Genomic DNA, 13262 nt, shown 5'->3' with positions numbered 1-13262 from the left:
GTGTCCGCTTTCAAGAGCCAGGGCCGCGGGCACCTGGACGGTCCGGTGGTGGTGCTCGGCACCGGCCTGCTCGGAGCCAGCATCGGCCTGGGGCTGCGGGGCCGCGGAGTGCCGGTCTTCCTGTCCGACCCCTCGCCAACCAACCAGGCCGTGGCAGTTGATATCGGTGCAGGCCGTCCGCTGTCCGAACTGGGCAGCAGCCGGCCCCAGCTCGTGGTGGTTGCTGCGCCGCCTGACGTCACGGCGGAGGTGGTGCGCCAGGCCCTTGCGGACTACCCGGATTCGGTGGTGGTGGACATCGCCAGCGTGAAAGCGGACATCCTCGCCCGGCTGCGGAGCAGTGGTGTGGACCTATCCCGCTACGTGGGCACCCACCCCATGGCAGGGCGGGAGAAGTCAGGACCGGTTGCCGCGCGCGGCGAGCTGTTCACCTCCATGCCCTGGGTGGTGTGCCCTTCCGAGGAAACCTCCGGAGCCGCCCTGCAGACTGCCCGGGCACTGGCCGCCGACCTTGGCGCGGTTGTTTCACAGTTCACTGCTGACGAACACGACGAGGCCGTGGCACTGGTGTCCCACCTGCCGCAGGTCATGTCCTCACTGCTGGCCAGCAGGCTGCAGGGAACCCCGCTGCACGCCCTGTCCCTGGCCGGCAACGGCCTGCGGGACGTCACCCGGATCGCCGCCAGCGATCCCACGCTGTGGGTGCAGATCCTGGGCGGCAATGCGGCCAAGGTGGTGGAGATCCTCTACGGCGTCAGGGAGGACCTGAACCGCCTGATCAACACGCTGGAACAGCCCACGGCCCCCGGTGCGCGCCTTGATCTCGCGCAGCTGATGAGCGAGGGCAACGCAGGCCAGGCGCGGATCCCCGGCAAGCACGGCGGCCCGCCGCAGGCTTATTCCTGGCTGACGGTCCTGGTGGACGACAAGCCCGGCCAGATCGCCCGGCTGCTCACCGAGATCGGTGAAATCGGCGTTAACGTTGAAGACCTGCGGCTGGACCACTCATCCGGACAGAACGTGGGCATGGTGGAATTGTCAGTGTTGCCGAACAAGCACGACCACCTGATCGAAGCATTAAACGACCGCGGATGGCGGGTACTTCAGTCATGACACAGGAACTTCTCGACACCATGCCCGGGCTGCGTATCGGCAGGCCGCTGGTCGTTGCCATTGATGGCCCCTCAGGATCCGGCAAGTCCAGCGTCAGCAAGGAAGTGGCCCGCAGGCTACGCCTTGCCTACCTTGATACCGGGGCCATGTACCGCGCGCTGACCTGGTACTGCGTTACCAACGGCATCGACCTGGACGATGCCGCCTCCGTGGAACAGGCATCACGCGACCTCGTGCTGGAGCTGAGCACCAGCCCGCAGCAGGAATTCGTGCGGGTGGGCGGGGTGGACGTCACGGACGCGATCCGGGAGCCGGCCATCTCGTCGGCCGTCAGCGCCGTTGCCACCACCCTGGGTGCCAGGACCGAACTCATCCGCCGGCAGCGGGAGCTGATCGAAAAGCACCACCGCCGCATGGTGGTGGAAGGCAGGGACATCACCACCGTCGTCGCGCCCGGAGCGGAAGTCCGGATGCTGCTGACGGCCAGCGAGGAAGCCCGGCTGCGCCGCCGCGGGATCCAGCTGGGCGGAACGCAGAACGCGGAGCAGCTGGCCGCGCAGGTGACCCACCGGGACGCCAAGGACTCCACCGTGGTGAATTTCACGCAGGCGGCCGACGGCGTGGTTACGCTGGATTCCTCTGACCTGGACTTCGAGCAGACTGTTGACGCTGCCCTGGTCATTGTCACCAAGGTCCTCAACCGTGACTGATGCCAGGCCGGGCGTCCCGTCAGGCTGGACCATGTCCTGGAGCCGGCCGGTGGGCTGGGTCCTGGACCACCTCGTCTACCGGACCACCGTCATCGGCAAGGCGAACGTCCCCACCGGGGGTCCGGTGATCTTTGCCGGAAACCACATCAGCTTCCTGGACGGTCCCGTGATGTTTGGCGCCTCGCCGCGGCCCATGCACATCCTGGTCAAGCGGGAAATGTTCAAGGGCTTCCTGGGCCGGGTGCTGACCGCCTCCGGCCAGTTGCCCGTTGACCGGCGCGGTGACAGGGCCGCGCTGCAGCGCAGCAGGGAACTGCTCGACGCCGGCCGCTGCGTGGGGATCCTCCCCGAAGGAACCCGGGGGAGCGGGGAAGCCTCCGGAATCAACGGCGGGGTTGCATGGCTCGCCCTGAACACCGGAGCCCCGGTGGTGCCGGTGGCGATCCTTGGCACCCGTACCGGGAACGAGCACCTTGACTTCGTGCCGCCGCCCGGCCGGCGCTTCCACGTCAGCTTCGGCACAGCCCTCACCCTGGGCCGCCGGGCCGGCGAAAGCGGCCGTGCTTCAATGGACAGGGCGGCGCAGGAGATCCGCGCGGCACTGGCAGGGCACGTCCGGGACAGCGTCCAGCTCAGCGGCCAGCCCCTGCCTTTCGCCGAAACCTCCAAAGACTTAACAGCAGTAGCCGGGACGCCGGCAGATGACCACTAAGGACAGTGCAATGAGCGACACCACGCAGACCCCCGGCCTCTCGGGCCCAGGCGAAGACGAATACACGCCCACGGGCACCGACCAGGTGGCCGAACGGCTGGCAGCCATTGACGACGACGAGGCCGAGCTTCGCGCCGCCTCCCTCCGGGCCGGCCTGGAAGACTACGACCTCGATGAGGAAGACGCCGCCCTGCTCAGCGGGGAGTACGGCGACGAGGACTTCGAAGGCCCGGTCAAGCTTGACCCGGTCCTGGCCATCATCGGGCGCCCGAACGTGGGCAAGTCCACCCTGGTGAACCGCATCCTGGGCCGTCGCGAAGCCGTGGTGGAGGACACCCCCGGCGTGACCCGCGACCGCGTCATGTACTCCGCGAACTGGAACGGCCGCAACTTCACCCTCGTGGACACCGGCGGCTGGGAGCACGACGCCCGCGGCATCCACGCCCGGGTCGCGGAGCAGGCCGAGATGGCTGTGGAACTCGCCGACGCCGTCCTGTTCGTCGTCGACTCGGCCGTAGGTGCCACCGCCACCGATGAGGCCGTGATGAAGATGCTGCGCCGCAGCAAGAAACCGGTCATCCTGGTGGCCAACAAAGTGGACGACTTCGCACAGGAGGCCGATTCCGCCGTTTTGTGGGGCCTTGGCTTCGGCGAACCGTACCCCGTCTCCGCGCTCCACGGCCGCGGAGTGGCGGACCTGCTCGACCACGTGATGGACGTGCTGCCGGAATTTTCAACCATCGAAGGCCTGGAGCGTTCCGGCGGGCCGCGCCGGATCGCCTTGATCGGGCGCCCCAACGTGGGCAAGTCGTCCCTGCTGAACAAGCTGGCCGGATCCGAGCGCGTGGTGGTGGACAACACTGCCGGAACCACCCGCGACCCCGTGGATGAGTTCATCGAACTCGGTGGGCGCACCTGGCGCTTCGTGGACACGGCCGGTATCCGCCGCCGCCAGCACATGGCGCAAGGCGCGGACTACTACGCCTCGCTCCGGACCCAGGCCGCGCTCGAAAAGGCGGAGGTCGCCGTCGTGCTCCTCGCCGTGGACGAAGTCCTTAGTGAGCAGGATGTCCGCATCCTGCAGCTGGCCATCGAGTCCGGCCGCGCTCTGGTTCTGGCCTTCAACAAGTGGGACCTGCTGGACGACGAGCGCCGCCGCTACCTGGAGCGCGAGATCGAGCAGGACCTGGCGCATGTGGACTGGGCGCCCCGGGTCAACATCTCTGCCAAAACCGGCTGGCACAAGGACCGCCTGGTGCCCGCCCTGGACCTGGCCCTGGAAAACTGGGACCGGCGCATCCCCACGGGGCGGCTGAACGCCTTCCTGGGCGAGCTGGTGGCGGCACACCCGCACCCGGTCCGCGGCGGCAAGCAGCCCCGCATCCTCTTCGGAACGCAGGCGTCCAGCCGGCCGCCCAAGTTCGTGCTGTTCACCACCGGATTCCTCGATCCCGGATACCGCCGTTTCATCACCCGCAGGCTCCGTGAAACCTTCGGCTTCGAGGGCACCCCCATCGAGGTCAGCATGCGCGTGCGGGAAAAGCGGGGCCGGAAGCGCTGATCCGGATGTTGCCTTCGACACGTTGGGATTGAAACCCCGAAAGTGTCACTGGCACCCTTCCGGATCGTGTAAGCTCTTCTAGGTGGTTCGGCCGGACTGCTGATGGAAATCAGCGGAGAACGGCGGAACCAGCGGGCTGTAGCGCAGCTTGGTAGCGCACTTGACTGGGGGTCAAGGGGTCGCAGGTTCAAATCCTGTCAGCCCGACCAAAAAAGCGGAAGCGCCGGAGATCAACTCCGGCGCTTCCGCTTTTTTGTGTGCAGGGGGACTGTCTCCTCCTGGAAAGCCCGCCTACTTCAGGAACTTCGAAGTCCGGCGGTCCGCGAGGATCTTTCCCTTCGTCTGGCAGGTCGGGCAGTACTGCAGGGCGGTATCAGCGAAGGAAACTTCGCGCACCGTGTCTCCGCACACCGGGCACGGCAAGCCGGTCCTGGCGTGGACACGCATGTGGCTCCGCTTCACGTCCTTGAGCTCCTTGGGCGGTTTGCCGCCGGCCTCCGCCAAGGCTGCACCCAGGACGTCGTGGATGGCGTCATAGAGAACCTGCGCTGTCTCCCGGTCCAGGGACTTGGCCGTGGCAAACGGAGAGATCCGGGCCGCATGCAGGATCTCGTCACTGTAGGCGTTGCCGATGCCCGCTATGACGCTCTGGCTCCGCAGCAGCCCCTTGATCTGCTGGGAACTGCCGGCCAGGATCTCAGCCAGCATGCCGGCGTCGAACGCCGCCGTGAAAGGATCCGGACCCAGCGTGGCGATTCCAGGCACGTCCTGCGGGTCCCGCACCACGTAGACGGCCAGGCTCTTCTTTGTCCCCGCCTCCGTGAGGTCAAACCCCCTCGGCCCGTCCGGGCCGGTGAAGGTACAACGGACCGCGATGAGGCCCTTGCCCATCTTCAGCTGGCCGTTGGCGGGGGAGTCCGTGTAGCGCAGCCAGCCGGCCCGGGCCAGGTGGAACACCAGGGAGATGCCATCGGTGTCGATGCTGATGAACTTCCCGAACCGGCGGACCCCGGACACTGTCCGGCCCGCCAGGGACGAGTAGGGCGGGTCCGCCGTCTTCAGCACGGCAAAGGAGACAATCTGCAGCTTGTCGAGGACGCAGCCCCGCAGCTGCTCGTCGAGGAACCGGGCCAGGCCGGCCACTTCGGGAAGTTCCGGCATGGCCTACCTGCCGGGTCCCGGACGTCCTGCATCGTTGCGCACGCTCATGGCTCCCATCTTGTCAGAAAGCCCGGTGGACGCCCCGCCGGATGTGCCTATACTTTCAGCGGCGGTCTGTTTCCCGGGCCCCGTGACCTTCGAGATTGACCCGATGAAAGGCCCCCCATGAGCAACATTCCCGAAGACCTGTCCTACACCGCCGAACACGAGTGGGTCTCCGCTCCCAATGCCGACGGCGTGGTCCGCGTGGGCATTACCGACTTCGCGCAGGACGCGCTTGGAGATGTTGTCTACGCCCAGATGCCCGAGATCGGCACCAAAATTACGGCAAACGAAGTGGTGGGCGAGGTGGAGTCCACCAAGAGCGTCAGCGACATCTACGCCCCGGTCAGCGGTGAAGTGGTGGCCCGCAACGAGTCCCTGGACACCGATTCCGCGCTGATCAACACGGATCCCTATGGTGACGGCTGGCTGATCGAGGTCAAACTGGCCGAGGCCGATGCCGTTGATTCATTGCTCAGTGCATCGGAGTACGAACAACAGGTAGGCTAAAGCTAACCGGTACATCCGGTCCGGCCCCGCGTCGCAGGCAGGACGTCTTCGCACGTCAAGGGCCGGATGGGGAGCCGGTGCCGGACCTGCCGGGCAGGTCCGGAGGGCAAACGTTGGTTGCATGCCGGAGGGCTGCAGCGGGAAGAGGAGGAATCCATGGCTGGCCACACATCGAACCCTGCCGATGGGGGATACGGAACGGGTGCGGCTAAGGCGTCGGAGACCACCTCCATCAACCTGACCCCCGTCAGGGACGAGCCCACCATCGCCCCCAAGCTGTCCTCCGAGGAGCGCAGCTCCGTCGAGGCCCTGCCTGCGGGTTCCGCGCTGCTGGTGGCGCACAGCGGCCCCAACGCCGGCGCCCGGTTCCTGCTGGATTCGGACGTCACCACCGCCGGCCGGCACCCCGACGCTGACATCTTCCTTGATGACGTCACCGTTTCCCGCCGGCATGTGGAGTTCCGCCGTACTGCCCGGAGCTTCGAGGTGGTGGATATGAACAGCCTCAACGGTACCTACGTCAACCATGACCGCGTGGACGCTGTGGAGCTCAAGTCCGGCAGCGAGGTCCAGATCGGCAAGTTCCGCCTCACCTTCTACCTGAGCCCTGCCACCGCTGCAGGCCGCGGCTGATCCGGGGACCGCTGCCTGTGGCAATGGCACAACCGGAACGCCGGGGACCGCAGGTCCTGAACATAGGGGAAGTCCTCGCGCAGTTGAGCGCCGACTTCCCGGGCATGACGGCGTCCAAGATCCGGTTCCTCGAGGAAAAGGGACTTATTAACCCGCGGCGGACTCCTGCGGGCTACCGGCAGTATTCCGACGGCGACGTGGAACGGCTGCGCTTCGTCCTGGCGCTGCAGCGGGACCAGTACCTCCCCCTGAAAGTCATCAAGGACTACCTTGACGCCATCGACAGGGGAGAGCGGCCGGAGAACCTTCCGCCCGGCGTCGTGGTTTCGCCGCGCATCGTCTCCGACGAGCTGGCCGCAGAGCTTCAGAACCGCGGGCGCAAGCTCACGGAGGAACAGCTCCGCACGGAATCCGGCGCCAGCGTCCCCCTGCTCCAGGCACTCCTGGATTTCGGGCTCATCAGCCACAGCAACGGCATGTTCGACGAACACGCCCTCCAGGTTGCGCGCGCCTGCGTACAGCTGGAAAGCCATGGGCTGGAGCCCCGGCACCTGCGGCCCTTCCAGGCGGCGGCGGAACGCGAGTTCGGCCTGGTGGAACGGGCGGTGGCACCACTTGCGTCACGGAAGGACTCCGCGTCCCAGGCACGGGCTGCAGAGGCCGCCCGTGAGATCAGCGACCTTTGCCTCACCCTGCACCGCGCCCTGGTGCAGGACCACATCTCACGCATGGACATCTGATGATTGAAGTCGAGATTGTAGGCGTTCGGATCGAACTGCCTTCCAACCAGCCCCTGGTCCTGCTGCGGGAGATGCACGGGGAACGGCATGTTCCCATCTGGATCGGCACCCCCGAGGCCAGCGCCATCGCCCTTGCCCAGCAGGGTGTGGTCCCCCCGCGCCCCATGACGCACGACCTCCTGGTGGATGTAGTGGAGTCGCTCGGCCACAGCGTGGTCAGCGTCAACATCGTGGCGGTTGAGGACAACATCTTCTACGGACAGCTGCAGTTTGAAAACGGCACCACGGTGAGCTCCCGGGCCTCCGACGCCCTCGCCGTCGCCCTCCGGGCCAAGTGCCGCATCTGGTGCGCCGATTCAGTAATGGACGAGGCTGGAGTCCGCATCACCGAGCACGACGAGGGCGAGGACACCGATCCGGGCCCCACCGTGGATGAGGAGCGCGAGCTCCGGCGGTTCCGCGAATTCCTTGACGACGTGGAGCCTGAAGACTTCGACGGCTAAGGTCACGTTAAGGTTAAAGTTAAGGCTGAAAGTTTCGACACGCCTGCCCAAAGCCTCCAAGGTCTTTGACCTCGGGCCCTGCCGGGCCTAACGTCGAAGTATCAAGTTCCCATTGCCTATGGCAGCCGCGCAAGTCACACTGGAAAGTGCGCCCCGCGAAAATTACATGCATGCTTTTCATGCCAGCTGCTGCAGGTGTTCCCCGGGAGCGCAGGACAAGGAGGATCCAGGTGAGTCCCAAAGGCGAAGCAGGCGGGCTGAAACAACCCACGGCTGGTGTTGCTGTGCCGGCAAGCGGTGCCCAGGGCCTCCTGTTCACCGAGGACCTTCCCGTGCTGGACGAGGATGCCGGATACCGCGGACCCACCGCATGCAAGGCGGCCGGCATTACCTACCGGCAACTGGACTACTGGGCACGCACCGGGCTGGTGGAACCCGCCGTCCGCGGCGCTGCCGGCTCCGGATCCCAGCGGCTGTACGGCTTCCGCGACATCCTGGTCCTCAAGGTGGTCAAGCGGCTCCTGGACACGGGCGTTTCCCTGCAGCAGATCCGCACCGCGGTGGAACACCTGCGTGAACGCGGCGTCGAGGACCTGGCGCAGATCACCCTGATGAGCGATGGCGCCAGCGTGTACGAGTGCACCTCCGCTGACGAAGTCATCGACCTCGTCCAGGGCGGACAGGGCGTGTTCGGCATTGCCGTGGGCCGGGTCTGGCGCGAGGTGGAAGGCAGCCTTGCTTCGCTGCCCAGCGAACACGCCGCCGAACAATCCTTTCCCGACGACGAGCTGAGCAAGCGCCGCGCAGCACGCAAGATCAGCTGAGCCGCCATTACTTAAACGGCAGAGGGCCGCTCCCATGGGAGCGGCCCTCTTGCTGTCTGGTGGTCCGGTATCGGTCCCGCCCGGCGTCGGCTGGGAAGCGCCAGGCCTACCTGGCGCGGCTGCGCAGCCCGCTGCCCACTTCCATCAGGTTGGCCAGCAGGTCATCGAAGAGGGCGGCCGCAGACTTCGCCGACTCTCCCGGCCAGTGGTGCACCGGGTGGGCGGCGCCCTGGATCTGCTGCCAGTTGGCCTGCTCCGGGATGCGCGGGCTCAGGAGGAGCTCGCCGAACATGGACTCCATTTCGGCCAGCCGGTAGCTGTGCTCGGAGGAACCGGTGCGGACCCGGTTGGCCACAATGCCGGCCGGGGAGAGGTTGGGGGCGAATTCCTGCCGGAACAGCTGGATGGCGCGCATGGTACGTTCCGTACCCGCTACCGAGAAGAGTCCCGGCTCGGCTACGAGGGCAACCTTGTCGCTGGCGGACCAGGCCATCCGGGTAAGCCCGTTGAGTGACGGCGGGCAGTCGACCAGGACCAGCTGGTAGTTGTCCGCGCCGGCCAGCACCGTTGAGAGCCGGCGGAGGTCGCGGCGGCCCAGGTCCGGCCGGTCGTAGATACCCGTATAGGCCGAGCCGACGGCGACGTCCAGGACCGCGCGGCCGGAACCGTTGGAGGCGGCCCGGGCTGTCCAGCTGCTGCCAACGACGTTCTCCGCCAGTTTGGCGCGGCGCGGGCTCTTGAGCATCCTGCCGATATCCAGTTGGTCCCCGGGCTGAACGCCCAATGCGGTAGTTGCGTCGGCGTGCGGATCGAGGTCCACCACCAGCGTGCTGACGCCCGCGGCCAGCGCCGCAGACGCCAATCCTGTGGTGACGGAAGTCTTGCCGACTCCACCCTTAAGGCTGCTGATGCTGACTACTTGCACTTGAGAGACCAAAACCTAACGCCGGATGCCGTGTTGGGAGTAATGTTTGCTCCGGCAGCGCCGAAGCCGGACGGTCCTGCCGCCCTACTCATCATATGTGGATGCGTTGGCGAATCCCGCCTTATCGGGGGTCGGCATGGCATCCACTATGCTGCCGGGGCGCTTTCCGCCGCGACAGGCGGAAGCGATCGGGACATGACGGGGAAATCTGTGATGGTCGACACAAAGATTTGTGTTTGTCCTTGTAGGTCCTAGACACTGTGACCACTCACCGATCCACCCGCAATGATGCAGGAGAAGTATGTTTTCCAAAGTTCTGGTGGCCAACCGCGGCGAAATCGCGATCAGGGCCTTCCGCGCCGGCTACGAGCTAGGCGCCAAGACCGTTGCCGTTTTTCCCCAAGAGGACAGGAACTCCATCCACCGCCAGAAAGCGGACGAGGCGTACCTGATCGGCGAAGAAGGACACCCCGTCCGGGCCTACCTGGACGTCAAAGAGGTCATCCGGGTGGCCAAGGAGTCCGGTGCGGACGCCATCTACCCCGGCTACGGTTTCCTGTCCGAGAATCCGGACCTGGCCCGTGCGGCCAAGGAAGCCGGCATCACCTTTGTTGGTCCGCCGGCGGAAGTGCTGGAACTGGCAGGCAATAAGGTGGCGGCGCTCAAGGCCGCCCGCGAGGCCGGCGTACCCGTCCTTAAGTCCAGTGAACCCTCCAAGGACCTGGACGAACTCCTTGCGGCTGCGGACGAGATCGGCTTCCCCATCTTTGCGAAGGCAGTGGCCGGCGGCGGTGGCCGCGGCATGCGCCGGGTGGACACGCGTGAGGCGCTGCCCGAAGCGCTGAAGTCCGCCATGCGTGAAGCCGATGCCGCTTTCGGCGACCCCACCATGTTCCTGGAGCAGGCCGTCCTGCGCCCCCGCCACATCGAGGTGCAGATCCTGGCCGACGCCGAGGGCAACGTGATGCACCTGTTCGAGCGCGACTGCTCCATTCAGCGCCGCCACCAGAAGGTCATCGAGATCGCCCCGGCGCCCAACCTGGACGAGGGCATCCGCCAGGCCCTCTACCGCGACGCCGTCAAGTTCGCCAAGGCGCTCAACTACGTCAACGCCGGCACGGTGGAGTTCCTCGTGGACACCGCCGGTGAACGCGCCGGCCAGCACGTGTTCATTGAAATGAACCCGCGCATCCAGGTGGAGCACACCGTCACCGAAGAGGTGACCGACGTCGACCTGGTGCAGGCGCAGATGCGGATCGCCTCCGGTGAGACGCTTGCAGACCTCGGCCTTTCCCAGGAAACCGTCCACCTCAAGGGCGCGGCCCTGCAGAGCCGCATCACCACCGAGGACCCCGCCAACGGCTTCCGGCCCGACGTCGGAAAGATCACCGGCTACCGTTCCGCCGGCGGCGCAGGCGTCCGGCTGGACGGCGGCACCGTCTACTCGGGTGCTGAGATCAGCCCCCACTTCGACTCCATGCTGGTCAAGCTCACCTGCCGCGGCCGGGACTACCCCGCCGCCGTGGCACGCGCCCGCCGTGCCCTCGCAGAATTCCGCATCCGCGGCGTCTCCACCAACATCTCCTTCCTGCAGGCCGTGCTCGACGATCCGGACTTCATCGCCGGCGACGTCGCCACCAACTTCATCGACGAACGCCCCCAGCTGCTCAAGGCCAGAGTGTCCGCCGACCGTGGCACCAAGCTCCTCACCTGGCTGGCCGAGGTCACCGTCAACAAGCCGAACGGCGAGCTGACGGTCCACTCCAACCCGGCAGACAAGCTTCCGTCCGTCAAGGACCGGCCGGCCACCGCCGGCTCACGGCAGAAGCTCCTTGAACTGGGACCGGAAGGGTTCGCCAGGGCGCTCCGGGAGCAGCAGGCAGTGGCGGTGACGGACACAACGTTCCGCGACGCACACCAATCCCTGCTTGCAACCCGTGTCCGCACCCGCGACCTTGTTGCCGCCGGTCCTGCCGTGACCGCGCTTATGCCGGAACTGCTGTCGGTCGAGTGCTGGGGCGGCGCCACCTACGACGTCGCACTCCGCTTCCTCGGCGAAGACCCCTGGGACCGGCTGGCGGCGCTGCGCAAGGCGCTGCCGAACGTCTGCCTGCAGATGCTGCTCCGCGGCCGCAATACGGTGGGCTACACGCCGTACCCGGAAGAGGTCACCGAGGCGTTCGTCAATGAGGCCGCAGCAACAGGCATCGACATCTTCCGCATCTTCGACGCGCTGAACGACGTCAGCCAGATGGCACCCGCGATCCGCGCCGTCCGCGCCACGGGCACCGCCGTCGCCGAAGTGGCACTGTGCTACACCGGCGACATGCTGGATCCCAAGGAAACGCTGTACACGCTGGACTACTACCTTGGGCTGGCCCAGAAGATCGTCGACGCCGGTGCGCACATCCTGGCCATCAAGGACATGGCAGGCCTGCTGCGTCCCGCTGCCGCCGCCAAGCTTGTCGCGGCCCTGCGCGAACGCTTCGACCTGCCGGTGCACCTGCACACCCACGACACCGCCGGCGGCCAGCTGGCCACCCTCCTGGCGGCTGTCGACGCAGGCGTGGACGCTGTGGACGTGGCCTCCGCATCCCTGGCCGGCACCACCAGCCAGGTCTCGGCGTCGGCTTTGGTCGCGGCCCTGGAGCACACTCCGCGCGATACCGGCCTGGATCTGGACGCCGTCAGCTCCCTGGAGCCCTACTGGGAAGCGGTCCGCCGGGTCTACGCCCCCTTCGAGTCCGGCCTTCCGGGACCCACCGGCCGGGTTTACAAGCACGAGATCCCGGGCGGGCAGCTGTCCAACCTGCGGCAGCAGGCAATGGCGCTGGGCCTGGGGGAGCGGTTTGAAGCCATCGAGGACATGTACACCGCTGCCGACCGCATCCTGGGCCACCTGGTCAAGGTAACGCCGTCCTCCAAGGTTGTGGGCGACCTCGCCCTGCACCTGGTGGGCCTCAACGCGGACCCTGCCGACTTCAACGAGAACCCGCAGAACTACGACATCCCGGATTCCGTCATCGGCTTCCTGTCCGGCGAGCTCGGTGATCCTCCCGGAGGCTGGCCGGAGCCCTTCCGCACCAAGGCCCTGCAGGGCCGGAGCGTGAAGGTCCGCGACGCGGAGCTCAGCTCCGAGGACAGCGCTGCCCTGAAGTCCGACTCCAAGACCCGCCAGCACACGCTGAACCGGCTGCTCTTTGACGGCCCCACCAAGGACTACCTGAAGAGCGTGGAGACCTACGGCAACATCTCGGTCCTGGATACGCGCGATTACCTGTACGGGCTCCAGCGCGGCCAGGAGCACGAGATCCAGCTGGAGAAGGGCGTGCGGCTGATCGCCTCCCTGGAGGCTGTCTCGGAGCCCGACGAAAAGGGCATGCGCACCGTGATGTGTACCCTCAACGGCCAGTCCCGGCCCGTGGTGGTGCGCGACCGTTCGGTGGTGAGCAACGTCAAGTCCGCCGAGAAGGCAGACCCGGCGCAGCCGGGCCACGTTGCGGCCCCGTTCGCCGGTGCCGTGACCGTCACGGTCAAGGCCGGCGAGACCGTCAACGCCGGAGACACCGTGGCCACCATCGAGGCGATGAAGATGGAGGCTTCCATTACGACGCCGGTGGGCGGCAAGGTTTCCCGCCTCGCCATCTCCTCGGTGGAGCAGGTGCAGGGCGGAGACCTGCTCCTGGTGGTCGAGCAGTAACACCAGCCATAACAACAAAGGGTCCTTCACGAGTTGAACTGCTCCCCGGGAGTTGGACTGAGAAATTCAGTTCCGACTCCCGGGGAGCAGTTTTATGCGTGCGTCTAGTTCGTTGTCTGAGGATCAGC

Annotated in this window: 12 protein-coding genes and 1 tRNA gene; 11 read left to right on the top strand and 2 right to left on the bottom strand. The window is 66.6% G+C overall.

The window, feature by feature from the left end; genetic code table 11:
- From AC5RT3_RS19115 to AC5RT3_RS19095, 5 genes are all read left to right on the top strand, one after another.
- Positions 1-1113 carry a prephenate dehydrogenase gene (locus tag AC5RT3_RS19115; RefSeq protein ID WP_494124949.1) on the top strand — a complete coding sequence of 371 codons (1113 nt, stop codon included), beginning with the start codon at positions 1-3 and terminating at the stop codon, positions 1111-1113.
- A complete protein-coding gene (gene cmk, locus AC5RT3_RS19110; protein WP_494053680.1) occupies positions 1110-1823 on the top strand; it encodes a (d)CMP kinase in 714 nt (237 codons plus the stop codon). The genes AC5RT3_RS19115 and cmk overlap by 4 nt, the downstream gene beginning before the upstream one ends.
- A 31-nt stretch (positions 1824-1854) precedes the next feature.
- Complete coding sequence (locus AC5RT3_RS19105) at positions 1855-2535, top strand: lysophospholipid acyltransferase family protein (protein ID WP_494124959.1); 681 nt, start codon at positions 1855-1857, stop codon at positions 2533-2535.
- 10 nt (positions 2536-2545) lie between these two features.
- The gene (gene der, locus AC5RT3_RS19100; RefSeq protein ID WP_009358989.1) at positions 2546-4096 is read left to right on the top strand and encodes a ribosome biogenesis GTPase Der; all 1551 of its coding nucleotides are present in this window, start codon (positions 2546-2548) and stop codon (positions 4094-4096) included.
- Positions 4097-4228: 132 nt separating this feature from the next.
- A tRNA-Pro gene (locus AC5RT3_RS19095) sits at positions 4229-4305 on the top strand.
- A gap of 82 nt (positions 4306-4387) precedes the next feature.
- On the opposite strand, the gene AC5RT3_RS19090 is transcribed toward AC5RT3_RS19095, so the two are convergent.
- The gene (locus tag AC5RT3_RS19090) at positions 4388-5257 is read right to left on the bottom strand and encodes an Fpg/Nei family DNA glycosylase (protein ID WP_494053683.1); all 870 of its coding nucleotides are present in this window, start codon (positions 5255-5257) and stop codon (positions 4388-4390) included.
- 165 nt (positions 5258-5422) lie between these two features.
- Between AC5RT3_RS19090 and gcvH the strand changes: the two genes are divergently transcribed.
- The 5 genes from gcvH (at position 5423) to AC5RT3_RS19065 (ending at position 8509) form a co-directional block, all read left to right on the top strand.
- Positions 5423-5809 carry a glycine cleavage system protein GcvH gene (gcvH, locus tag AC5RT3_RS19085; RefSeq protein ID WP_009358597.1) on the top strand — a complete coding sequence of 129 codons (387 nt, stop codon included), beginning with the start codon at positions 5423-5425 and terminating at the stop codon, positions 5807-5809.
- A gap of 156 nt (positions 5810-5965) precedes the next feature.
- A complete protein-coding gene (locus AC5RT3_RS19080) occupies positions 5966-6442 on the top strand; it encodes an FHA domain-containing protein (RefSeq protein WP_494011977.1) in 477 nt (158 codons plus the stop codon).
- 23 nt (positions 6443-6465) lie between these two features.
- Positions 6466-7182: a transcriptional regulator FtsR gene (gene ftsR / locus AC5RT3_RS19075; RefSeq protein WP_133352406.1), complete on the top strand. Its 717-nt coding sequence runs from the start codon at positions 6466-6468 to the stop codon at positions 7180-7182.
- On the top strand, positions 7182-7685 hold the full coding sequence (locus AC5RT3_RS19070) for a bifunctional nuclease family protein (RefSeq protein ID WP_494011976.1): 504 nt from the start codon (positions 7182-7184) through the stop codon (positions 7683-7685). Before ftsR ends, AC5RT3_RS19070 begins: the two co-directional genes overlap by 1 nt.
- Before the next feature lie 230 nt (positions 7686-7915).
- Complete coding sequence (locus AC5RT3_RS19065; protein ID WP_009358601.1) at positions 7916-8509, top strand: MerR family transcriptional regulator; 594 nt, start codon at positions 7916-7918, stop codon at positions 8507-8509.
- Between the two features lie 106 nt (positions 8510-8615).
- Here AC5RT3_RS19065 and AC5RT3_RS19060 read toward each other — a convergent pair whose 3' ends face one another.
- Positions 8616-9434, bottom strand: a complete 819-nt coding sequence (locus AC5RT3_RS19060) for a ParA family protein (protein WP_494053685.1) — start codon at positions 9432-9434, stop codon at positions 8616-8618.
- A 301-nt stretch (positions 9435-9735) separates the two neighbouring features.
- Here AC5RT3_RS19060 and AC5RT3_RS19055 point away from each other — a divergent pair, with 301 nt between their 5' ends.
- Complete coding sequence (locus AC5RT3_RS19055; protein WP_494124948.1) at positions 9736-13134, top strand: pyruvate carboxylase; 3399 nt, start codon at positions 9736-9738, stop codon at positions 13132-13134.
- Positions 13135-13262: the final 128 nt, after the last annotated feature.

The sequence above is a fragment of the Arthrobacter sp. Y3221159 genome (assembly GCF_059089885.1).
Note: the sequence above shows the minus strand (reverse complement) of the source record. Positions and strands in the feature narration are given on the sequence as shown.